Consider the following 22,386-nt stretch of genomic DNA (forward strand, 5'->3'; position numbering starts at 1 on the left):
GTCTTTCTGCCTTAGTTGGAGCTGTCGGGAGTCTCGGACGAGTGCTCTGGGAGGTCGCCGGTTCCCTGGCCCGCGTCGGGTTCGGTCGAAACCGTCTTCTCGGTGACGCTCTCGTCGGTTCCGCCGCCGCCGATGACGTCGGACGCGAACTCGCGGAGGTGATCGACGAAGCCGTACTCGAGGGCTTCCTGCGCCGTGAACCAGTTGTCACGGTCGTTGTCGATGAGGATCTGCTCGATCGGCTTGCCGACCTGCTCGGCGGTCAGTTCCGCCATCCTCTGCTTCATGTCGAGGATGACCTTGGCCTGGGTCTGGATGTCGGCCGAGGTGCCACCGAAGCCTCCGGACGGCTGGTGGAGGAGGACACGCGCGTTCGGGGTGATGTATCGCTTGCCCTTGGTGCCCGACGAGAGCAGGAACTGCCCCATCGAGGCGGCGAGGCCGATGCCCACCGTGACGATGTCGTTCGGCACGAACTTCATCGTGTCGTAGATCGCCATTCCCGCGGTGATCGAACCACCGGGGCTGTTGATGTAGAGGAAGATGTCGCGTTCGGGATCCTCCGCTGCCAGCAGCAGGATCTTTGCGCAGATCTCGTTGGCGTTGTCGTCACGCACCTCTGACCCGAGCCAGATGATGCGGTCCTTGAGGAGTTGGTCGAAAATGCTCGAGACCAATGCCGGTTGGGCCATGGTTGCGCTCCGTTTCAGTTATCGCTTGTGTCGAATCTATCGGGAACAACGCGGCCACATCGGGCTGTTCGCCCTGGGCAGATACCCGCGCGGGCTCACCCGCCCGACAGACGCCGAACGGCCCGCCGCTTTCGCGACGGGCCGTGGGCCGAGCAGGAGTTCGGGGTCGATCAGTGCTGGTGTCCGGCGTGGTCGTGACCCTCGTGATCCTCGTCGTCGTCTCCGCCGCCGGAGACGTCGTCGGCCGAGATGATCGCGCTGTCGTCGTCGACCATGACGGGCTCGGTGAACGACGAGATGTCGACGGCGTTGCCGTCGGCATCCACGACCTTGGCCTTGTTGAGCACGGTCGCGAGAGCCTTGCCGCGAGCGACCTCCCCGATCATGCCGGGGATCTGGCCGTTCTGGTCGAGGATCTTGATGAACTCGCCCGGCTCCATGTTGTACTGCGCAGCGCCCTGGATGAGGTACTGCGTGAGCTCGTTCTGGCTCACCTTGATCTCTTCCTTCTCGGCGATCGCGTCGAGGAGGATCTGGCTGCGGAACGTCTTCTCGCTCGCTTCGGTCACCTCGGCGCGGTGCTCGTCGTCTTCGAGGCGGTTCTCGTTCTCGAGGTGACGGTGCACCTCGTCTTCGACGAGCTTCGCGGGAACGGGGATGTCGACCTTCTCGAGGAGGCGGTCGACGATCTGGTCGCGCGCCTGGGTGCCCTGGCCGAAGACCTTCGACTTCGAGACCTGCTCCTGCAGGTCTGCCTTGAGCTCGTCGATCGTGTCGAACTGGCTCGCGATCTGCGCGAAGTCGTCGTCGGCCGCGGGGAGCTCGCGCTCCTTGACGGCGAGGAGCGTCACGGTGATCTGTGCGGTCTGGCCCTCGTTGTCGCCCCCGAGGAGCTTCGACTCGAAGGTCGTGGTCTCGCCGGCGCTGAGCGCGTCGAGTGCCTCGTCGATGCCGTCGATGAGGTCGCCGGAGCCGACCTCGTAGGAGATGCCGCTCGCCGTGTCGACCTCGGTGTCGTCGATCATGGCGACGAGGTCGATCTGCGCGAAGTCGCCGGTCTTGGCCGGGCGGTCGACGGTCACGAGGGTGCCGAAGCGCGTGAGGAGGTTGTTGAGCTCGGTCTCGACCTCGTCGTCGTCGACGGTGATCGCGTCGACCGTGAGCTCGAGGCCGTCGGTCTCGGGGAGCTCGAAGTCGGGGCGCACGTCGACCTCGACGACGATGACGAGGTCACCGCTGAAGTCCTTGATGTCGGGCAGCTCGGTGACGTCGGCTTCGGGGCGACCGAGGGGGCGCACCTTCTCCTCTTTCACGGCCTGGCGGTAGAACTTGTCGAGACCGTCGCTCACGGCATGCTGCAGCACCTCGCCGCGCCCGACGCGCTGGTCGATGATGGGCGGCGGCACCTTGCCCTTGCGGAAACCGGGGATGTTGACCGACTCGGCGATGTGGCCGTAAGCGTGGTCGACGCTCGGCTTCAACTCCTCGGGGGTCACCGCGATGGTGAGCTTGACGCGCGTGGGGTTCAGCTTCTCGACCGTGGTCTTCACGATGGATTCTCCTGTTTTCGACGTACTGGGTACTGGACTTCGCCGTACTGGATGGGTGGGTTTTCGACTTCGTGGGGTTGCCGGAGGCACCGCGTCGGGGCGACAGGATTCGAACCTGCGACCTCTCGGTCCCAAACCGAGCGCTCTACCAAGCTGAGCTACGCCCCGGTTCTGCGTTCCATCGTGCACAACGCAGCACCGACTGGTTCCGATCAGCTGTCACCTGAAATTTGGCCTCGGCAAGTCTAGCCGAGCGAGGCGACGCGCGGTGCCAGCGGAATGTATTAGGCTGATGGTCGCACTCATCGGCTTCGGCTGATTTTTGCGGGGATGTAGCTTAGTGGTAAAGCCTCAGTCTTCCAAACTGATGATGCGAGTTCGATTCTCGTCATCCCCTCTCCTGTTCGATCACGTCAGAGCTGTGCTCCGCCTTGCGATCACCGCCCCCCCGTTCGGGGTACTGCCGTGTCCTCCTTTGTGAGGACTAATCTGGGTACACCCCCAACCGCACCCCGATTCGCTGCACGGTTCAGCACACGCCGCACCCGCTAGGCCCCCGCGGCAGGCCACCCCCCGGAGCACACCCATGTCTTCAGCGCCCGCATCCCTCGCCCCCGCCGGTTGGTACACCGACCCCCTCGGACTCCCCCAGTTGCGCTGGTGGAACGGCTCGAGCTGGACCAACCAGATCGACGAGCCGAGCGTCGAACTCCAGGTGTCACGGCAGTTCCGGGTGTCGTTCGTCGACTCCCCCGACGCCGCCTGACGGCTCGGCGCACACGCCGTTCGTCAGCTCGGCTGCACTCCCGGGAGCTCGGCGGTCGCCACGGTCTCGCCGCTCGCATCCCGGATCTCGACGAGCTCGACGGATTCGCGGAGGACCGCGGCGTTCATCGAGCACTCGATGAGAGCGGTGCTGCCGAGGAAGGTGCCCGATTCCGACTCGGTTCCGTCGGTGGCGACGAGCACGACCGCGTACCTGTCGGTCTCGAGTCCGTCGATCTCGAGCACCGTCTCCGTGCCCCACGTGTGTGCGACGACGCTCCCCTCGACCTGAACGCCCGAGGGTTCGCCGACGAAATCGACCGTCTCGATCGCCCCGAGGGTTCCCGGACCGCCGGTGGGTGGCGCGTCGATCACCGCTTGGGTTGCGAGAGCCGAGCCTGCGCCGAGGGCGATGCACGCGGCGGCAGCGGCGACGAGAACCACGCGGCGACGCAGCGATCCCGGAACCCGGCGTCTCAGGGTCTCGGCGGTGAGCGGCGGGACGGCCGAGAGCGGTGTCACCCCGTCCGCCCGCACTGCGGCGGTGATGCGGTCGCCGAGGGCGACCGACGGCTCGTGCTCGATCCATCCACCGAGGGCCCGAACACGTGTGGCCGCCTCGGCCAGCCGGACGATCTCCGCGTCGACACCGGGATCGGCTGCACGCAGCGTCTCGAGTGCGCGCTCATCGTCGGCGGTGAGCTCCCCCGCGATCGCGGCGGAGACGAGCCGGGCGCGTTCGTCGTCGTGAGTCACGAGGGGCTCCTGTCGTTGTGGGGATCGTCGGCGGTGTCGAGGTGTTCGCGGAGCGCCCGCAAACCGTAGAACGCCCGCGTTCGCAGCGTCGTCGCTCCGACGCCCGTGCGCGCCGCGAGCTCGGCGTAGGACTCCCCGTGAAGGTGCACCGCGACGACGGCGAGACGGTGCTCGGCGCTGAGCTTCGCGAGCGCCTCGAGCACGCGCAGGCGCTCGAGCTCGTCGGTGCCGACATCCGCCAGGTCTGCGAGGTCGGCACTGTCGGAGATCTTCGGCATCCGCTGCAGCGACCGCCGCGAATCGATGATCACGTTGCGGGCGATCGCGAAGAGCCAGGTACGTGTCGATGCCTTCGCGGGGTCGAAGCTCTCGCGAGCCCGCCACGCCTTGAGAAACGTCTCCTGCACGCAGTCTTCGGCGAGCTCCCGGTCGCCGAGCGCGTTGATCGCGAAACCGAAGAGGCTCGCACCGTGCTCGTCGTAGGCCGACGACACGTCGAAGTCGACACCGGCAGGCGTGGTGGGAACGGCGCTGCGCGACTCGACAGCACCCGGCGACTCGACAGCGGGGGGCACCGCGGCGAGCCCTCGGCCGGTCGCACGGGAGGAGCGATGCTTCCAGAACGGGGTACCCGAAGCACTCAGGGTGATCACACTCCTGCTCTGCACGTCGGTCACAAGACCCTCTCACCCTAAGTCAGCCGGTCCGGGTCGATCGGTACGAGGGGATACGTCGGAGCGGGCGGATTCGTTCATCCGCTCTCCCATGACGCAGGCAATGACGCCGATGAAAAAGATTCTCCGAATCGGATGAACGGATGCCCGGGCCTCGACGTACCCCCTCGTAATCGGGCGCACGACGGCGCCCACCCACTCGAAAGGCACACCATGTCGATGAAGAGAAACACCCGAACCGTCACCATCGGCGGGGCAGCGGCCGCTGCCGCGTTCGCCGTCCTCTCGGTCGCCGCCCCCGCGAGCGCCGAGACCGAGGTCGCCGAGCCGGCGACGTTCACGAGCGCGTTCACCGTCATGGCGACCCCGGGCGAGGTCATCGACACCGACGGCAACGCCGCCCCCGGTGAAGAGGGCGCGACCGGCACCTTCGACTTCCGCATCAACTCCGACCTCGAGATCATCTGCTACGACATCACCCTCGAGGGCGTCACCGGTGACTACGAGAGCCCCGCGAAGACCGCGACGCACATCCACGAGGCTGCGGCCGGCGAGTCCGGCCCGCCCCGCATCGCGTTCCCCAACCCCGAGCCTGTCGGGGATGGCCCTCGCACGAGCTCCGGCTGCCTGCAGGGCCCGTTCACGACCGGTGTCGCACCCGACGGAGCCGACACGGGAGAGGGCTTCACCCTCGCGCAGATCGAGGCGAACCCCGCCGGATTCACCGGTGACTCGCACACCGTCGACTTCCCCGCCGGAGTCGTGCGCGGACAGCTGAGCCAGGTTCCGGTCGGCGGAGTGCAGACCGGTGGCGGAGGACTCGCCACCGCAGATGACTCCGCTCCCGCCGGCCTCATCGCCCTCGGCGCGCTCGCTGCGCTCGGAACCGCGGCGACGGTCGTCATGCGTCGTCGCGCTTCGGCCTCGAACTGACGATGACACGCGCACGCACCGCGGCCTCGACGACCTCGCGTCGTCGGGGTCGCGGGCGTGCGCCCCTCTCCACACGCTCGTCCGTCGTCGGCATCCTGGGCGTCGCCATCGTGGTGGCACTCGCGGGGTGCTCGCCCTCGACCTCCGATCCGTCCTCCCCCGCCCCGACGCAGTCGGCACCGACGGAGTCGGTCGCGCCGGAGCCGTCAGCACCCGCGCCCGACGCCGCCGCCGACACGTCGCCCACGGTCGAGCCTGCTCTCGGCGACGGTGTCGTCCCCGCTCGAGTGTCCCTCCCGACCATCGGCGTCGACTCCGCTCTCATCGACCTCGGCATTCAGGCCGACGGAACCCTCGAGGTGCCCGTCGACTTCGACGACATCGGCTGGTTCACGGGAGGAGGGAAGCCCGGTGGCCGCGGACCGACGGTCGTCGCCGCGCACGTCGACTCCCCCTCGGGCCCCGCGGCGTTCGTGCGGCTCGGTGAACTCGAGAACGGCGACCGGTTCACCCTCACGGGAGTGGACGGAACGGACTTCGAATACGAGGTCTACGACTCCGCGAACTATGCGAAGGCGGAGTTCCCGACCACCGACGTGTTCGGAGCCGTCGCCGACGACGAAGTGCGCCTCATCACATGCACGGGATTCTTCGACACGACGATCGGCCACTACGACGACAACCTCGTGGTGTCGGCGGTTCGAGTCCTCCCGGAGTAGTCGGTCTGCCCCGCACGCGAGTTTCTGTCACGTGACCGCCGGACCGGCGCGAACCTGAGACTAACCTGAGGGCGTGACCCCGCCAGACGACGCCGCATCGCCTTCATCCCGCGCATCCGGAACCCCCGGCGGGGCCTCATGGCCTCGCGGATCCGCAGACTTGAGCGACACGACGAAGTGCCCGGCCTGTTTCACGAGCCTGACATCGACACGCTGCGGGCGCTGCGGGCTCGACGTGGCCCACCCCTCGGCGGCGACACTGCTCGAGGCATCTCTCGCGGCCGCCCGCGCCCTCGACGACCGCGTCGTGCTCATCTCGCACATCCGCGCCGACACCGCGAAGCAAGCCGACACCGCGAGGCAGAGAGTCGCGGCGGCGACCGACGCGGCCGCAGGGGTGGCTTCGGCGGCTTCCGCTGCCGCAGCGCCGCCGCGACAGACCGTGGCCGCCCCGTCGCCGTCGACCGTGCCCGGTGCGGTGACGGCATCCTCCGCTCCGCCCGCCGTTCCGGTGTCAGCAGGAGAGGTGTCGAGACCGGCTCCCGCGCGCACCTCGAGCGTGCAGGTGATCTTCCTCGGCATCGGGATAACGCTGCTCTCCATCGGAGCGATCACCTTCCTCGTCTATGCCTTCGTCACCTACGGGCTCCTCGCGAGGTCGATCATCATCGGCACGGTCACGATCGCGACGATCGTCGCGGCCACCATCCTGAAGAAGAGACTCGGCGCCACGGCGGAGGGGCTCGCGACGTTCGCCGTCGTGCTCATCTATCTCGACGCTTTCGCGGTTCGAGCCAACGACCTCGCGGGCACCGCCTCCGTCGAAGGAGCCCTGTTCTGGGGGATCACGATCGTCGTCGCCTCCGGTCTCTTCGCCGTGTGGCACCACACCTCGGGTTTGCGCGTGCCCGGCCTCGCCGCGCACATCGGCGTGGGGCCCGGGGCCGGCCTGCTCGCGGTCGCGGTGACCGATGGACTCGCGACAGCGATGCACGTGACCGTGGTCGCCCTCGCGATTGCGGTCGCGGGGCTCCTGCACGCGACGATCGGGCGTGTTCCCCGCGCGAGAACCGCCGACGTCGACGGCACACCCGAGCGGGCCATCCTCCTCGTCACGACGGCCGTCGCGCTCGTCATCGCCTCCATCGCGGCCTTCTCGAGCGAGCGCTCCGCCGGCGACGCCGTCACGGCGCCCGTCTCGCTCGCTCTCGTCGCGATCGTCGCCGTCGTCCACATCCTCGTGCTCGCACGCCTCCGTCTCCCGCGCGACGAACACTCGCCATCTGGGGCTCGGCCCGGAGCGCCGTGGCATCCCCTCGTCACCGTCTTCGCCGTCGTCGCCGGCCTCGACCTCGCGACGCTCGGATTCGCGTCGGTCGCACACAGCACCCACGACGACCTGCTCGTGTCGGTCGCCCCCGTCGCCGCGCTCGCGGTCGCCCTCGCTGCCGAAGTGCTGTGGCGGCGCACGCGCACGGGTGCGCACGCCCGTGCGACGACTGCGGCCCTCGTGTCGACCGTCGTGTCGACTGCGGCGCTCTTCGCTGCGCCCGTGGGCTTCGCCGTGTTCGCCTCGATCCGCCTTCTCGCCGGGGCGATCGCCGCACCGTGGAGTGTCGACGTGACGGCGACCGTCACCGAGCCGACGCACTGGGACATCCCCTCGCTAGGAGCGCTCGGTGCCGCCGTCGTGCTCGTGGCCGGCGCGTGGATCGGCCTCGCTCGCGCGGGCGACCGTCGCCGCGGTGCCGCGCTCGTCTGGGGCGCTCTCGCCGTCGCCGCTCTCGCCGTGCCCCTGCTCGAGTCCCTTCCCGCCATCCTCGCGGCCTACTTCGCGCTCGCCGCGGGCTCGCTCGCTGTCGCGATCGCCGGCCGGAGACGAGTGCGCGCCCGCGACCGCGTCATTCTCGCCGCGATCGCCGTGGTGTCGACCGTTTGTCTGTGGATAACCGGGTGGCTCGCCCTCGGAACCTGGCCTGTCGTCGCCGCGGCCGCGGTCGCTCTCGCGGTCGCCGCGCGCGGAGTCGCCCCGACGCGGCCGACGATCGCGGCCCTGTCCACGGGCACGATGGTCCTCCTGCTCCTCACCTCCGCGGGAGCGACGGCGCTCCACCTCACCTCGGCGCTCGACGTGCCGACGCTCACTCGCGCGACAGACGCCACGCGGTTCAGCTCCGTCGCCGCCATCGTTCTCGTCACGCTCGCCGCGCTGCTCCCATCTCGGCGGGTGCAGACTCTCGAGAGGCGCACGGCATTCTGGCTCGGACTGCCGGTCGCCGTGGGTGCCGGGGTCGTGCTGAGCCCCGCGTGGCTCGGCGGGACGACGCGGCTCGTCCCTCCCGCGGTCGACGCGGTCGTCGCGGCGGCCCTCGTCGCGGCCGTCGTCGCGTGGGCTCTCGCGCGCACCCTCGAGTCGGCCTTCGTCGAGCGCGTTCTCTCCGGGGCGATCATCGCTCCAGCCCTGCTCCTCGCCACGGTGACGATCACGACCGCCGCCGACGCATCCGACGTCATCGTCGGTGCGAGCGCTGCGGGGGCCGCGACTCTCGTCGCGGCCGCCGCTCTCGTCGCCTCCCTCCGCATCGCCCCCGACGACCCTCGCATTCGCACGATCGCACGCTCGTGCCACATCGGCGTCGGAGCGGTCGCTCTCGGAGTTCTCGCGCACACGGTCGGGGCCGACGCGCGCACCGCGTGGATCGTGCTCGCCCTCAGTGCCGCGACCGCCCTCATGCTCGCCCTCGTCCGCACCGTTCCCAGCATGTCTGCCGCTCTCGTCGCGGCGGCCACGGCGCTCCTGCTCTCCGCCGTCGGCGCTCTCGCGACAGACGTGGTCCGCGCGATCGAGCCGACGGGTTCGGCGCGAGCCGACGCCGCACTCGCAGCGCTCGCCGCATCCGCCGCCGCTATCGCGCTCACGCTTCTTCCACCCCGCGCACCGACCGCACGATTCGCGCTCTCGACGCTCGATCGCCGGGCGATCTTCTGGGTCGCCTTCGCGTGCGCTCTCCTGACAGCGACGTTGCCCGCGCTCTCGATCGTCGGCGTCAGTGGAGATCGGATGGCGGCACCGCTCGTCGTCGCCGCAGTGTACGTGGGGGTGCTCGCCGCGCTCACCGCCTTCCTCGCGCGGCGCACAACGAGGGCGGCCCGCGTCGAACGCGTCGCGGCGTCCGTCGCTCTCGCCCCGGTCGTGTTCCTCGTGCTCGCGAGCAGCATCGACGTCGTCGACCCCGGGAGCGCGACGAGCGCGATCATTCCCGCCCTCGCCGCGCTCATCACCGCCGTCGCCGCCCTCGCCTGGTCGGCTCGATCGACGTCGACCTCGCGCCCACCGGTCTCCCGAGGGGCGATCGACACCGGTGCTGCGCTCGTCGCCGCCCCCGCCGCACTCGTGGCGATCATCGACTACGACGGAGCATCGTGGTTCGTGCTCGTGCTCCTCGCGATCGCGCTTCTCGTGGTCGCGGTCAGCGCCGACGGACTGCTCGCATCGCGGTCGCGACGACACCAGCTCGGCTGGGCGGCACTCGCCGTGGCGGTCGCGGGGCTGTGGCTCAAGCTCGGCGACGAGTCCGTCGTCGCGGTCGAGGCCTACACGCTCCCGGTCGCGGGCGCAGTGCTCCTCATCGCTGCTCTGCTCGAACGCGAGCGGCCGGCTCGAGCGCACCTCGAGCACCCGGCCGACCCGCGAGGAGCGGATGCGACGGCCTTCGATGCGGCACCGACCCTGACTCTCGTGGGCCTCGTCGTCGCGATCCTGCCCCTCGCGATCGTCGCGAGCGACGGGTCCCTCGTGCGTGCCGTCGTCGTCTTCGTCGCGAGTGCTGCGCTTCTCCTCGCCGCGAGCCTCGCCACGGCGACCGGGCGGCCGCGGCCCTTCCTCGACGCTGCCGCGATCGCCGCGGCCCTCGGTGTCGTCGTGGTGTCCCTCGGCCGGGCCATCGTCGAATCCGACGCACTCATCGGGGCCGAGCTCGACCGCTCGTTCACCCCCGAGGCCTGGCTCGTCCCCGCCGTCGCTGTCGCGATCGTCTCCGCCTACGGTCTCTCTCGAGAGCGCACCGACCCCGCACAGCCGCGACGACGCGTTTTCGCTCTCATCCTCGCCCTCGTCACGCTCGTCGCATCCGTCGCGGTCGAATGGCCGCTCGTCGCACACACCGACACCGTCGTGCGGGCGCTCCTCGTCGTGCTGCTCCTGAGCGCGGTGCACCTCGTGACGGCCCTCGCCGCCGGGCCTCGGTTGTCGACGGTCCTCTCGCTCGTCTCGATCCTCGCGGGCGTCGCCATCGCGGGTCTCGCCATCGCAGCCGGATCCGCCGATCCCCTCGAAGTCGTGACCGTCCCCCTCGCGGTCGCCCTCATGGCGTCGGGTGCGACCCGTCTCGCGCGCGACCCCGACGCTCGCAGTTGGCCGTGGCTCGGCCCCGGCGTCGCGCTCCTCCTCGTGCCCTCCCTCCTCGCAACCCTCGGCGATCGGCCCGTCTGGCGTCTCGTCGCCCTGGGGGTCGTGAGCGTCATCGTGCTCATCGCGGGGGTCTCACGACGGCTCCAGGCACCGTTCGTGATCGCGAGTGCCGTCGTTCTCATCCACGCCATCGCGACCTTCACCCCGCAGATCAGGGCGGCATACGCGGCGCTCCCCTGGCCCCTCTGGCTCACGATCGGCGGTGCCATCGTCGTGGCCCTCGCCGCGCGATACGAGAAACGCGTCGCGAACCTCAAATCGGCTGCGGTCTCGGTGGCGAAACTGCGCTGAGAACAGCGGATAAGCGTTGCCTCAGCTTGCTTGCGCAGAACAACCATCGGCGTACATTGACATCAACGTCACCGAAACGGAGCAGCCCATGACCGACATCAGTTCTGTGTCCCACAGCCCCATCGATCCCGACATCACCGCGGGCGTGGCGCAGTTCCTCGCCCCCGTCGTCGTCGACCTCACCGCCCTCGCGGTCGACGGCAAACAGGCCCACTGGCACGTGCGCGGCGCCAACTTCCAGGCTGTTCACGAGTTGCTCGACACCGTCGTCGATCACGCTCGGGATTACGCCGACCTCGCCGCGGAGCGGGTCGTCGCCCTCGGACTCCCCCTCGACGCGCGCGTGTCGACCGTCGCCACCAAGAAGACGACCCCGACCCTGTCGGCGGGGTTCCAGTCGACCGATCGGGTGATCGCCGAGATGGTCGGTCACATCGACGCGGCCCTCACGACGGTGCGCACCGCGGTCGACGAACTCGCCATCCTCGACCCCGTGAGCCAAGATGTGGCCATCGAGATCGCACGAGCCCTCGAGAAGGACCGCTGGTTCCTCTTCGCGCACATCGCGACCGCGTGACGTCGTTACCCGCGCATCACAACCGGGAGTGCGTGAAGTAACCGTCGACCATCGTCGCGGCGACAGGCATCGATCGGAGCTCGTCGGTCTTCGCTGTGCTCGGGTCGATGTCGACGAGCACGAGGTCACCGACGTCGCCGACCTCGACGCGTGAGCGTCCCCGCGTCGAAGCCGTGAGCGCCTCGTCGAACGAGAGGCGCTGCTCCGGATGCCACGGCTCGAGGCCGTCGCGCGAGCGGGAGGTCGCGGCGGCGATCGTCACCCACGGATCGAGGGGCGCGACAGGAGCATCGGAGCCCAGAACGAGCGTGACGCCGGCATCCACGAGCCTGCGGAGGGCGAACGCGCGATCGGTGCGACCATGCCACAAGACGTCGGCGACCTCGCGGTCGTCCATGGCGTGTTCGGGTTGCACGCTCGCACCGACTCCGAGCCGAGCGAACCTGTCGAAGTCCGCGTCGCGCACGAGTTGGGCGTGCTCGATCCTCCCGCCGCATCCCGCGGCCTCGAAGGCGTCGAGGGCGAGTCTGTTCGCCTCGTCGCCGATCGCGTGCACAGCAGAGGTGAATCCGCCCGCGGTCGCCCGCCTGAGCAGGTCGATGAGTCGGTCGGTCTCGACCGTCAGCTGACCGTGGGCGTGGGCTCCGCTCGATCCGGGGTACGCATCGACGCACAGGGCGGTGCGGGTGTTGAGCGAACCGTCGGTGATGACTTTGAACGGGCCGACCCGCAATCGCCCGGCGGAACCGTCGACCACGAGGCCCGAGCGCAGTCCGGCGGCGAGGGCGGCATCCAATTCCGCAGGGTAGACACCCGCGTCGACCCTCACCGTGCGGAAGCCCGCCGCGAACCTCCGAGACCAGTCGGCGACGGCCCCGCGCATCTCGAGGTCGACGATCCCCACGATCCCGCGCCCCGCGGCCTCGGTCATCGCGGCCTCGACCCACCCGTCGAGCACGGTCGCGGGCACATTCTGAACGGCGCTCGTGACCGGAAAGGCATCCTCTTCGCGCAAGACCCCGTCGGAGGCGCGATCGAGCCCGAAGTGCGCGAGGGCCGCCGAGTTGAGCCAGCAGCAGTGCAGGTCGGCGCTCACGATCACCACGGGGTAACCCGCGACAACGTCGTCGAGTACGGCCCTGTGAGCGAGGTCCGGCCAGAGTGAATCGCGGAACCCGTAGCCCACGAGAGGCAGACCGTGCTCGGGTGCGGGTGCCGCCGCCATGATCGCTGCGGCGTCGGCGGCGGATGCCGCGAGCGACACGTCCACCCGACGGCGCGTGAGAGCCGCTTGACTCGCGTGCACGTGCTCATCCCAGAGCCCCGGGATCATCCACCGGCCGCCTGCCGACACCTCCGCCGTTCCCGTGAGACCCGGTCCGATGTCGGTGACGACCCCGTGCTTGAGGAGCACGTCGACGGGGTCGGTCGAACCGCCGACGACGCGCACATCGCGGAGGACGAGACTCACTCGTGCACCCGGCGCATCTCGGCGGCGAGACCGGGGTTGCGATATGCGTCTCCGTGATCGAGCTCGTCGATGATGCGGGCCGCGACCTCGGGTGACTTCCCCTGGCTGAGCTTGAGCCTCGCGTCGAACCTCGTCACGTCGACACGGATGCCGACGGTGCCGGTCGCGATGCGGCGAGCCTGCATCTCGTCGACGTCGAGTGACACGGGCGCGGGCATCTCTTTCTCGAAGTGGTCGACGAGCTCGCTCAGCACCGAGAAGTTCTCGTCGTCGTCGAGGATCTCGGGGGTGCCCCACAAGTGGGCGGTCACGTGGTTCCAGGTCGGCACGAATCCGTCGCCCTCGTACCACCCGGGTGAGATGTAGCCGTGGGGGCCCTGCACGATGACGAGCACCTCGTGCTTGCCGAGCTCGTGAGCACGTTCATCCGGTCGCCCCACATGACTGACGATGCTGATCCCCTCGACGGACTCGTCGAGCATGATCGGATAGTGGGATGCCACGATGCCCGCGGCCGTCGACGACACGATCGTCGCCCACGGGTTCTCACGGATGAGGCGTTTGACCTCCGCGGGATCGTCGAGGAGGTACGCGGGTGTGTATCGCATCGGATCATTCTGCTGGATCGAGCAGACCCCGGCGTGCACGCCGATGCCGTTCGCGCGCGAGTCAGACCTGATCGGTCGGGCACCAGTAGAGCTTGCGCCCCGCAGCCATCTCCATGCGGATGGGTGTGCCGCACACGCGGCACGGGAGACCCTCGCGGTGGTAGACCCAGTGGCGATCCGCGCGGCTGCGCAGAGCCGCGGCGTACTGCTTCTTCGAGAGGCCGTCCATCGTCATCATCTGGCCGACCTCGACTCCTGACTTCAGCAGTTTCGTCCAGTCGCGCCAGAGGGCGCGCACGACCGCCTCGTCGAGGTCCTTGCCTCGCCGATGCGGGTCGAGCCGAGCGCGGAACAGCATCTCGGCGCGATAGACGTTGCCGATCCCGCTCACGACCGACTGGTCCATGAGCAGCAACCCGATCGGGGTGCCCTTCTTGAGAACGGCCTCCGTGAACCTGTTCTCGCCCTTCTTGCCCGGCTCGACGAGAGGGTCGGGACCGAGCTTGGCGATCTGAGCGCGAACCTGATCGGGCTCCTGAACCTCGCACGCCGTGGGCCCGCGCAGGTCGGCGACGATGTCGTCGGCGAGAAGCCGGACGCGAACCGCTCCGACAGGGTCGGGAGGGAAGGCCGCGTCGTCGGGTGTCAGATTCTCCTGCTCCGCCATGCGCAGCCTCGCCGTGCGCGGAGCGCCGATGCTCGCGGCTGAGTCCTCACCCGCGGCGTCGACGATATCGCGACGCGATGCCGCGGCCGCCCCGCGCGCGATCGGGCGAGGCAGCTCGAGTTCGGCCGCAGAATCGGCGGCGAAGTCCCAGGCTCCGTAGATGCCGAGGTGCACCCGCAACCAGAGGTCGTGGTCGAATTCGAGGAAGAGTTGCTTGCCGACGGCGATCGAGTCGACGATCTCGTGACCGTCGAGCCTCGCGGCATCCGACGCGAAGCGACCCTGCGGTGACGAGACGGCCACGCGCTTCCCCACGAAGTGGGTGGAGAACTGCCGTGCGATCCGGTGGACGGAGTGACCCTCGGGCATGGTCTCAGTCGACCGATCGACCGGCGATGAGGCCGGTGGTCTCGTATTCGGCGAGCTGGGCGATCCGGCGCACGTGCCGTTCCTCGCGGGTGAACGGCTGCGCGACGAAGGCGTCGATGAAGCTCGTCGCCTCGTCGATCGTGTGCTGCCTGGCCCCGATGGAGATGACGTTCGCGTCGTTGTGTTCGCGCGCGAGTCGTGCTGTCGAGAGGTTCCACACGAGAGCCGCCCTCGCCCCGACGACCTTGTTCGCCGCGATCTGCTCGCCGTTGCCCGAGCCACCGAACACGACACCGAGTGCCTCGACACCGTGCCCCCTATCCGCGACGACGGCTTTCGCCGCGTTGATGCAGAAACTCGGATAGTCATCGAGGGGGTCGTAGGAGGTCGGTCCGTGGTCGACGACCTCGTGACCGGCGCTCTCGAGGTGCGCGGTGAGGTGCCGGCTGAAGTCGAGCCCGGCGTGGTCGGTGGCGATGTGGATGCGCATGAGCAGGCGCTTTCTCGAAGAGGGTGATCGGTCGGTGATCGGATGGAGCCCGCGGATCCGGCCGCGAGGGGGTCCGGCCCCGTGAGCCTCGGGGTTCGTCGGTCAGTCGAAGATCGGGCCGACCGTGCGAGACCGCTTGAGCTCGAAGAAGCCGTCGTAGGAGGCGACGGCGACGACGCCGTCCCACACGCGGAGAGCGTCCTCTCCCCGGGGCGCGGGGGACATCACGGGCCCGAAGAACGCGACACCGTCGACAGCCATGACCGGAGTGCCGACATCCTGGCCCACGCGACCGATGCCCTCGAAGTGGGAGGCGCGCATCTGCTCGTCGAACTCGTCCGACTCGCTGTAGGCCGCGAAGTCGTCGGGGAGGCCTGCGGCCGCGAGCGCGACGCGTACAACCTCGTGAGCGTCCTTCTTGCCCTCGAGATGGATCTGCTGTCCGAGAGCGTCGTAGAGCTTCTTCACCATCGGTTGCCCGTGAAGCTCCTTCGCCGCGGTCACGAGGCGCGTGTACGCGAGGCCACGAACGTGCACCTCGTGGTGAGCGTCGTCGACGTCGTTGTTCTCGTTGAGCACGGCGAGGCTCATGATGTTCCAGGTGACCCTGAGGTCGCGATGCTTCGACACCTCGTCGACGAAACGGGAGGTCATCCAAGCCCAGGGGCACGACGGGTCGAACCAGAACTCGACGGAGGTCGCCGACCCGTCGATGGTCGTGTCGGATGCGGGGAGCGTATCGGTCATGAATCCAGCCTATCCGCGCCCGCGACAGCTGCTGGATCGGACTGTTTTGGGTCTGGTGATCTCGCTCGCCCGAGCGCACACTGAAGAGAGGATCATCTCTGGTGCGACTGGAGGCAACATGTCTGCTCTCTCGAACGGTTTCTCGGTGTTCAGCGCCTCTGCTCGCGCGGAGCGTCGGAACAGCGCCACCCACCCTCACCCGCCGCAATCCCCCGACGGCGTTCCCGAACTCTCCCGCGGCCGTCATCGCAACGCCAAGCGCGGCGCATGCTTCATGGAGTTCGCGTCGTATCTCGCGGGAGAGAAGTTCAGCGACCATCCCGCGTGCACCCACCCCGCTCTCGCCGGCCTCGCGCGCCTGGTCAACGACTGGACACGCGACTCCAACCGGTCGAAGCTCGCTCCCCTCATCCCCAGTGTGATCGGGGTCGTCACCACGGGCCCCCGCGCCTACGAGCGGATCGAGCTCGACGTCGCCGTGCGCGCCGGCGCCGCCGCACTCGCGATCGCGAGCGAGTCGCGTCAGCGAGCCCTCGCCGTCGGACTCATCCGCGGGCACGCGCGCCTCGCCGCAGTCGACCCCGCGGGGGCCACCGCGATCCGCGAGCTCGTGCGCTCCGCACTCGCCGCCGTGCCCCTCGCCGACGCGTGGGCTCGAGCTCAGCTCGCGGCGACGAGAACGTGGTCGTCGCAATCGTTCGACTTCATGTACGGGGCCATGGTCAGCCTCGCCGTGGCATCGATAGCCGAAGCGTGCGTCGACGATTCCGACTCACGCTTGCGACTGCTGCTCGAGGACACGATCACGGCGTGCCGCGAGATCGTCGATTCCGCGGGACCGGAGAGCGCCGGGTCATCCGCGGGCACTCCCGCACGTGGGTCGGAGAGGCCCGTCTGGCACGGCTTCCTGACTCACGCGTAGCACCGGTTCCCGTTCGTTAGGGTGGTCGGGCGGCTCGATGCCGTCGATTACCCGAAGGAGAACACGGTGCCAGGAGAGAACCTCACTCGAGTCGAGGCCCAGGAACGCAAAGCTCTCGTGGATGTGCGCAGCTACGACATCGCGCTCGATCTGACGACCGACACCGAGACCTTCCGCAGCACGACGACGGTCTCGTTCTCCGCCACCGCCGGCGGTTCGACCTTCATCGATGCGCTCACTCGCACCGTGCACTCGGTGACCCTCAACGGGCGAGAGCTCGACCCGGCCGTCGTGAGCGACGGGGTTCGCATCCGGCTCGACGACCTCGACGACGAGAACACCCTCACTGTCGTCTCCGATGCCGAATACACCAACACGGGAGAGGGCCTCCACCGCTTCGTCGACCCCGTCGACGGTGAGGTCTATCTCTACTCGCAGTTCGAAGTGCCGGATTCCCGCCGGGTCTTCGCTGTCTTCGAGCAGCCCGACCTCAAGGCCACGTTCGCCTTCACCGTCACGGCGCCCGCGACGTGGCAGGTCGTGAGCAACTCCCCGACCCCCGAGCCCGAGACCCTCACGACGCAGGACGGTTCCGTGGCCTCCGCGGTCTGGCGATTCGCCCCCACCCCCGTGCTCTCGAGCTACGTCACGGCGATCGTCGCGGGGCCGTACGAGGTCACACGCAGCTCGCTCGTGAGCAGCGACGGGCGTGAGATCCCCCTCGGCCTGTTCGTGCGCAAGTCTCTGCACCAGTACCTCGATGCCGACTACATCTTCGAGAAGACCCGCCAGGGCTTCGCCTACTTCGAGGAGAAGTTCGCCTACCCCTACCCCTTCGAGAAGTACGACCAGCTCTTCGTGCCGGAGTTCAACGCCGGCGCGATGGAGAACGCGGGCGCCGTGACCTTCACCGAGACCTACGTGTTCCGCAGCAAGGTCACCGATGCCGTGCGCGAGCGCCGCGTCGTGACGATCCTGCACGAGCTCGCCCACATGTGGTTCGGCGACCTCGTGACCATGAAGTGGTGGAACGACCTGTGGCTCAACGAGTCGTTCGCCGAATGGGCCTCGACGATCGCGACCGCCGAGGCGACCGAGTGGACCGAGGCCTGGACGACGTTCCAGGCGATGGAGAAGAGTTGGGCGTACCGCCAAGACCAGCTGCCGTCGACCCACCCCGTCTTCGCGACGATCAACGACCTCGAAGACGTGCAGGTGAACTTCGACGGCATCACCTACGCCAAGGGCGGCTCGGTTCTCAAGCAGCTCGTCGCGTGGGTCGGGATCGACGCCTTCTACGCGGGCGTCGCGGCCTACTTCCAGAAGCACGCCTACGGCAACACCGAGCTGGGTGACCTCCTCGCCGAGCTCGAGACCACGAGCGGCCGCGACCTCTCCGGGTGGGCTGCGCTCTGGCTCGAAACCGCGGGCGTCAACACCCTCCGCACCGAGCTCGAGGTCGGCGACGACGGAACCATCACGTCGTTCGCGATCGCGCAGTCCGCACCCGACGACTATCCGACCATCCGCCCGCACCGGCTCGCCGTGGGGTTCTACGACTTCGCGAGCGACGGCTCCGGCGCTCTCGAGCGCACGCACCGTGTCGAACTGGATGTCGACGGCGAACGCACCGAGGTCGCGGAACTCGGGGGGCTCGCCCGCCCGGCTCTCGTGCTGCTCAACGACGACGACCTCGCCTATGCGAAGGTGAGACTCGACGAGGTGTCGCTCGCCACCGCGATCGATCACCTCTCGTCGATCTCCGACCCTCTCGCTCGCGCGATCGTGTGGGGCGCGGCGTGGGATGCGACGCGCGACGGTGAGACACCGGCACGCGACTACGTGCGCCTCGTGCTCGGCAACATCGAGACCGAGACCGAGTCGACGACCATTCGCACGACCCTCACCCAACTCGCGACCGTCGCGCGCGTCTATGTCGCCCCCGAGGCGCGAGTGCAGACTCTCGCGACCGTCGGCGACCGGCTCTGGGAGCTCGCGCGCGCCGCCACCCCGGGTTCGGATGCGCAGTTCCAGTTCGTGAAGTTCTTCGCCAACATCGCGAGCACGCCCGAACACGTCGAGGCCATCCGGGCACTGCGTGACGGCACCGCGACTCTCGACGGGCTGCTCGTCGACACCGACCTCGCGTGGGAGCTTCTCGAATCGCTCGTGCTCAACGGCGCCGCCGGTCGACTCGACGTCGAGGCCGCGCTCGCTTTCGACAACACGGCGAACGGTCAGCAGGCCGCCGCTCGCGCGATCGCCGCCATTCCGACCGTCGAGGGCAAGTCGGACGCCTTCTCCTCTCTCGTCGACACCGACGAGCTGCCGAACGCGATCGTGCGGCAGACGACCGTGGGCTTCCAGCACGCCAACGACCCCGCCGTGTTCGAGGCTCTCGTCGAGCGCTATTTCGCGACCATCACCACGGTGTGGCACTCGCGCTCGCACGCGATCGCGGAGGCCATCGTCGTCGGTCTCTACCCGACCCTCCTCGCGAGCGCGGAACTGCGCGACGCGACGAAAGGCTGGCTCGACGCGAACCCCGACACGCCGGCACTGCGACGACTCGTGATCGAGAATCTCGCCGGTGTCGAACGCGCCCTGGTGGTTCAAGCGAAGGATGCTGGATGACAGACGTCGTCTCCGTGATCGGCGGCGCTGCGCGCAGCGCGGTGGCCGGCGCCGTCGAGCCCGAAACCCAACCGTTCGACTGGACGGCTTTATGGGCGGGCGTGGGAGAGTTCCTCGAGCTCTTCCAGATGCCGATCACCATCATCGGCATCATCGTCGGCGCGATCCTCATGCGCGTGATCCTCCACTTCGTGATCCGTCGCGTCGTGACGCAAGTGGTATCGGGGGTGAAGAAGCGTCAGAATGTCGACGACACCCAGGCGCTCACGACGTCGCCGCTCGCGGCGGTCCGCGTCGTGCAGCGCACGCGCACGCTCGGCACGGTGCTCAACAACGTCGTGACGGTCGTCATCGTCATCGTCGCGCTTTTGCTCATCGTCACGGCGATCGACCCGAACATCATCGGTTCGTTCGCGCTCATCACCGCCGCGCTCGGTGCAGGCCTCGGTTTCGGCGCTCAGAACATCGTCAAAGACGTGCTCAACGGGTTGTTCATGGTCGCCGAGGACCAGGTCGGCGTCGGAGACGTCGTTGATCTCGGAGAAGCCTCGGGCACCGTCGAGACCGTCGGCATCCGCGTCACGACCGTGCGCGATGTCAACGGCACCCTGTGGTTCGTGCGCAACGGCGAGATCCTCCGCGTCGGCAACAAGTCACAGGGCTGGGCTCGCGTGATCATCGACGTTCCGACGCCCTATCACTCCGATGTCTCGGCCGTGCAAGCGTCGCTCCTGAAAACGGCCGTGACGATGACCGAGAGTGTTCAGTGGCGCAAGAAGGTGCTCGAAGCCCCCGAGATCTGGGGCATCGAAACCCTCTCGGCCGAGGCCCTCGTCATCCGTCTCGTCGTCAAGGTGCGGCCCGCCGACCAGTGGGACGTCGCGCGCGAGCTGCGATTGCGACTCAAGCTCGGTCTCGACGACCTCGGGGTCGATCTCCCGGCCCTCAATCGCATGGTCATCGACTCGCCCCCGAGCGCACCCCTCACCGAGTCCCGCAGCCCTCGGCAGACCGCAGACGCGCCCGACCCGCAACCGGCGACCAAGCCCGTGCGCAAGACTCCGACGCGAAAGCCGCAGCAGTGACCGACCCTCGCGATCTTCCCCTCACGCCGACAGCCGGCGTGCCTCCCGCTCCCCTCGTGCTGCGGGCCCCGAACACGGGAGGACCAGGCACGGGAGGACCAGGCGCGGGAGACCCGAACGCCGGCGCCGGACTCGGCCAGTCGTTCTGGTCGAAGGTCGGCGGCCGAGAGACCTTCGAAGCGCTCGTGCGCCGGTTCTACGAGGGGGTCGGTTCCGACCCCGTGCTCCTGCCGATGTATCCCGAAGACGACCTCGAGGGAGCCGTGCAGCGCCTCACGGGGTTCCTCGAACAGTACTGGGGCGGGCCGGGCACCTACAGCGAGCAACGCGGTCACCCGCGGTTGCGCATGCGTCACCAGCCGTTCAAGATCAATCCCGACGCGCGCGACCGCTGGCTCCTGCACATGCGTGCGGCCGTCGACTCCCTCGAACTGTCGCCTCTCGACGACGCGACGCTGTGGGACTATCTCGAACGCGCCGCCCACGCGATGGTCAACACTTTCGACGACTAGGAGCGGCCGGGGACCGATCCGCCACCGTGTGAGGCGAGCGCGGCCCTGACCCTCACGGTGTCGTTGTCCATCTGGGTGATGAGGGCCGGGAGGGAATCGAACTTCTCCATGCCGCGGATCCGATCGACGAACTCCACCTCGACCTCCAGGTCGTAGAGGTCCAGGTCGGCATCGAGCACGTGAGCCTCGACCTGGCGCTGCGGCACCCCCTCGAACGTCGGGTTGTTGCCGATCGAGATAGCGGCGGGTAGGCGTTCGCCCGCGACCGAGAGGTAGCCGGCGTACACCCCGTCGGCGGGGATGAACCCCTCGAGATCGGGCGAGAGGTTGGCGGTCGGGTAGCCCAGTTTGCGCCCGCGCTTCTGGCCGTGCACGACGATGCCCCGCACCGAGGGGAGCCGGCCGAGCCATCGTGCAGCATCGGTGATCTCCCCGCGGTCGAGCGCTCCCCGGATGCGTGTCGACGACACCGGTTCGCTGCCCTCGCCGACGGGGTCGAGGCGCTCGACGTCGAAGCCCATCGTGCGCGCGGCCTCCACGAGCGTGTCGAAGGTGCCACGACCGCCCGCACCGAACCTCGTCCCCGGCCCGACGAGCACGACACGCGCATCGAGGGCGTCGACGAGAACGGTGCGGATGAAGTCGTCGGCGGGCATTCGGCTGAACGCGAGGTCGAAGCGCAACTGCACCATCGCATCGACCCCGGCGTCGTCGAAGAGCTCGACTTTGCGTCGCGACGAGACGAGGCTCCGCGGATTGCGTTCGGGAGCGAGCAGGCTCAGGGGGTTGCGGTCGAAGGTCACGACGGTCGAGGTGAGGGAACGCGCCCTCGCCGCGGCCGTGAGGGTATCGACGATCGCGCGATGACCGACGTGGAGCCCGTCGAATTTGCCGAAGGTGACCGCGCTCGGCCCGAAACCCGCGGGAACCTCGTCGAGCGCCGGGAAGAAGCGCATCACGACCGGCGCGCCGCGGGTGCGCCGCCGTCGGGAGTCGACACTCCCGCCGAGCCGTTCCGCCGGCGCCTGCGGAGCCACAGGAGTCCGAGCACGGGCAGCACGAGCGGGATGAAGAGGTACCCCTGCCCGAAGCGCGACCACACGGTGTCGTCGGGGAACAGCACGGGGTCGAAGATGCTCAGCACCCCGACGACGATGACGCCGACGAGCTCGAACCCGATCGTCGCGAGCGCGACGCGGTACCAGCGGTCGCCGGGAACCACGAGCGCGACGGTCGCGAGGATGTAGACGACCGCCGCGAGAGCCGAGAGCGAGTAGGCGACGGGAGCGTCGCCGAACTTCGTCAGGATCTGGAACACCGACCGCCCGGTCGCCGCGAGGGCGAGGATTCCGTATACGACGATGAGGACTCGCCCGATTCCGAGCGCGCGGGGTGGAGTCGATTCGGTCATCATGTCCAGATTAGGGCACCGACCGGGCCCGAGACGGCGGAA

General features: G+C 68.7%; 20 protein-coding genes and 2 tRNA genes. 10 read left to right on the plus strand and 12 right to left on the minus strand.

The features are described from left to right. Positions 1–11: 11 nt before the first annotated feature. The 3 genes from ACLHG5_RS05595 to ACLHG5_RS05605 form a co-directional block, all read right to left on the minus strand. The gene (locus ACLHG5_RS05595) at positions 12–692 is read right to left on the minus strand and encodes an ATP-dependent Clp protease proteolytic subunit (RefSeq protein ID WP_411315135.1); all 681 of its coding nucleotides are present in this window, start codon (positions 690–692) and stop codon (positions 12–14) included. A gap of 170 nt (positions 693–862) precedes the next feature. Next, the gene (tig, locus tag ACLHG5_RS05600; RefSeq protein ID WP_411315134.1) at positions 863–2,242 is read right to left on the minus strand and encodes a trigger factor; all 1,380 of its coding nucleotides are present in this window, start codon (positions 2,240–2,242) and stop codon (positions 863–865) included. A gap of 94 nt (positions 2,243–2,336) precedes the next feature. Then, a tRNA-Pro gene (locus ACLHG5_RS05605) sits at positions 2,337–2,410 on the minus strand. A gap of 158 nt (positions 2,411–2,568) precedes the next feature. Between ACLHG5_RS05605 and ACLHG5_RS05610 the strand changes: the two genes are divergently transcribed. Both ACLHG5_RS05610 and ACLHG5_RS05615 read left to right on the plus strand, forming a co-directional pair. Further along, positions 2,569–2,639, plus strand: a tRNA-Gly gene (locus ACLHG5_RS05610). Positions 2,640–2,828: 189 nt separating this feature from the next. Continuing rightward, on the plus strand, positions 2,829–3,008 hold the full coding sequence (locus ACLHG5_RS05615) for a DUF2510 domain-containing protein (RefSeq protein ID WP_411315133.1): 180 nt from the start codon (positions 2,829–2,831) through the stop codon (positions 3,006–3,008). 23 nt (positions 3,009–3,031) lie between these two features. Here ACLHG5_RS05615 and ACLHG5_RS05620 read toward each other — a convergent pair whose 3' ends face one another. Further along, on the minus strand, positions 3,032–3,763 hold the full coding sequence (locus tag ACLHG5_RS05620) for a hypothetical protein (protein ID WP_411315132.1): 732 nt from the start codon (positions 3,761–3,763) through the stop codon (positions 3,032–3,034). Then, positions 3,760–4,440, minus strand: coding sequence for an RNA polymerase sigma factor (locus ACLHG5_RS05625; protein ID WP_411318075.1), 681 nt, complete (start codon positions 4,438–4,440; stop codon positions 3,760–3,762). The genes ACLHG5_RS05620 and ACLHG5_RS05625 overlap by 4 nt, the downstream gene beginning before the upstream one ends. A gap of 216 nt (positions 4,441–4,656) precedes the next feature. On the opposite strand from ACLHG5_RS05625, the gene ACLHG5_RS05630 reads away from it, so the two are divergent. The 4 genes from ACLHG5_RS05630 to ACLHG5_RS05645 all read left to right on the plus strand — a co-directional run bounded on the left by ACLHG5_RS05630 (position 4,657) and on the right by ACLHG5_RS05645 (position 11,428). Continuing rightward, positions 4,657–5,370, plus strand: a complete 714-nt coding sequence (locus ACLHG5_RS05630) for a CHRD domain-containing protein (RefSeq protein ID WP_411315130.1) — start codon at positions 4,657–4,659, stop codon at positions 5,368–5,370. Between the two features lie 2 nt (positions 5,371–5,372). After that, the gene (locus ACLHG5_RS05635) at positions 5,373–6,089 is read left to right on the plus strand and encodes a class F sortase (protein WP_411315129.1); all 717 of its coding nucleotides are present in this window, start codon (positions 5,373–5,375) and stop codon (positions 6,087–6,089) included. A gap of 235 nt (positions 6,090–6,324) precedes the next feature. Further along, entirely contained in the window at positions 6,325–10,851 is a 4,527-nt protein-coding gene (locus tag ACLHG5_RS05640; protein ID WP_411318076.1) for an SCO7613 C-terminal domain-containing membrane protein, read from the plus strand. An 88-nt stretch (positions 10,852–10,939) separates the two neighbouring features. Next, on the plus strand, positions 10,940–11,428 hold the full coding sequence (locus ACLHG5_RS05645; protein WP_411315127.1) for a Dps family protein: 489 nt from the start codon (positions 10,940–10,942) through the stop codon (positions 11,426–11,428). 16 nt (positions 11,429–11,444) lie between these two features. Here ACLHG5_RS05645 and ACLHG5_RS05650 read toward each other — a convergent pair whose 3' ends face one another. From ACLHG5_RS05650 to ACLHG5_RS05670, 5 genes are all read right to left on the minus strand, one after another. Beyond that, the gene (locus tag ACLHG5_RS05650) at positions 11,445–12,899 is read right to left on the minus strand and encodes an amidohydrolase family protein (RefSeq protein WP_411315126.1); all 1,455 of its coding nucleotides are present in this window, start codon (positions 12,897–12,899) and stop codon (positions 11,445–11,447) included. After that, positions 12,896–13,507 (minus strand): FMN-binding negative transcriptional regulator, encoded by a 612-nt coding sequence (locus ACLHG5_RS05655; RefSeq protein WP_411315125.1) that lies wholly within the window; start codon positions 13,505–13,507, stop codon positions 12,896–12,898. Before ACLHG5_RS05655 ends, ACLHG5_RS05650 begins: the two co-directional genes overlap by 4 nt. 61 nt (positions 13,508–13,568) lie before the next feature. Then, positions 13,569–14,543: an Fpg/Nei family DNA glycosylase gene (locus ACLHG5_RS05660; protein ID WP_411315124.1), complete on the minus strand. Its 975-nt coding sequence runs from the start codon at positions 14,541–14,543 to the stop codon at positions 13,569–13,571. Between the two features lie 4 nt (positions 14,544–14,547). After that, entirely contained in the window at positions 14,548–15,033 is a 486-nt protein-coding gene (locus tag ACLHG5_RS05665; RefSeq protein WP_411315123.1) for a ribose-5-phosphate isomerase, read from the minus strand. Positions 15,034–15,135: 102 nt separating this feature from the next. Further along, on the minus strand, positions 15,136–15,780 hold the full coding sequence (locus tag ACLHG5_RS05670) for a DsbA family protein (protein WP_411315122.1): 645 nt from the start codon (positions 15,778–15,780) through the stop codon (positions 15,136–15,138). A gap of 118 nt (positions 15,781–15,898) precedes the next feature. Between ACLHG5_RS05670 and ACLHG5_RS05675 the strand changes: the two genes are divergently transcribed. From ACLHG5_RS05675 to ACLHG5_RS05690, 4 genes are all read left to right on the plus strand, one after another. Further along, complete coding sequence (locus ACLHG5_RS05675) at positions 15,899–16,702, plus strand: hypothetical protein (protein WP_411315121.1); 804 nt, start codon at positions 15,899–15,901, stop codon at positions 16,700–16,702. A gap of 66 nt (positions 16,703–16,768) precedes the next feature. Beyond that, a complete protein-coding gene (gene pepN / locus ACLHG5_RS05680) occupies positions 16,769–19,336 on the plus strand; it encodes an aminopeptidase N (RefSeq protein ID WP_411315120.1) in 2,568 nt (855 codons plus the stop codon). Further along, positions 19,333–20,421: a mechanosensitive ion channel family protein gene (locus ACLHG5_RS05685; RefSeq protein WP_411315119.1), complete on the plus strand. Its 1,089-nt coding sequence runs from the start codon at positions 19,333–19,335 to the stop codon at positions 20,419–20,421. The genes pepN and ACLHG5_RS05685 overlap by 4 nt, the downstream gene beginning before the upstream one ends. Before the next feature lie 59 nt (positions 20,422–20,480). Continuing rightward, positions 20,481–20,933 (plus strand): globin, encoded by a 453-nt coding sequence (locus ACLHG5_RS05690; RefSeq protein ID WP_411316292.1) that lies wholly within the window; start codon positions 20,481–20,483, stop codon positions 20,931–20,933. Here the strand turns inward: ACLHG5_RS05690 and ACLHG5_RS05695 are convergent. Further along, positions 20,930–21,889 carry a bifunctional riboflavin kinase/FAD synthetase gene (locus tag ACLHG5_RS05695; RefSeq protein ID WP_411318417.1) on the minus strand — a complete coding sequence of 320 codons (960 nt, stop codon included), beginning with the start codon at positions 21,887–21,889 and terminating at the stop codon, positions 20,930–20,932. The two genes, ACLHG5_RS05690 and ACLHG5_RS05695, sit on opposite strands and share 4 nt — an antisense overlap. Beyond that, the gene (locus ACLHG5_RS05700) at positions 21,889–22,344 is read right to left on the minus strand and encodes a hypothetical protein (RefSeq protein ID WP_411315118.1); all 456 of its coding nucleotides are present in this window, start codon (positions 22,342–22,344) and stop codon (positions 21,889–21,891) included. The genes ACLHG5_RS05695 and ACLHG5_RS05700 overlap by 1 nt, the downstream gene beginning before the upstream one ends. Between the last annotated feature and the right edge of the window lie 42 nt (positions 22,345–22,386).

Origin of the sequence: Marisediminicola sp. LYQ85 (assembly GCF_046600695.1) — a bacterium.
Lineage (GTDB): Bacteria > Actinomycetota > Actinomycetes > Actinomycetales > Microbacteriaceae > Marisediminicola.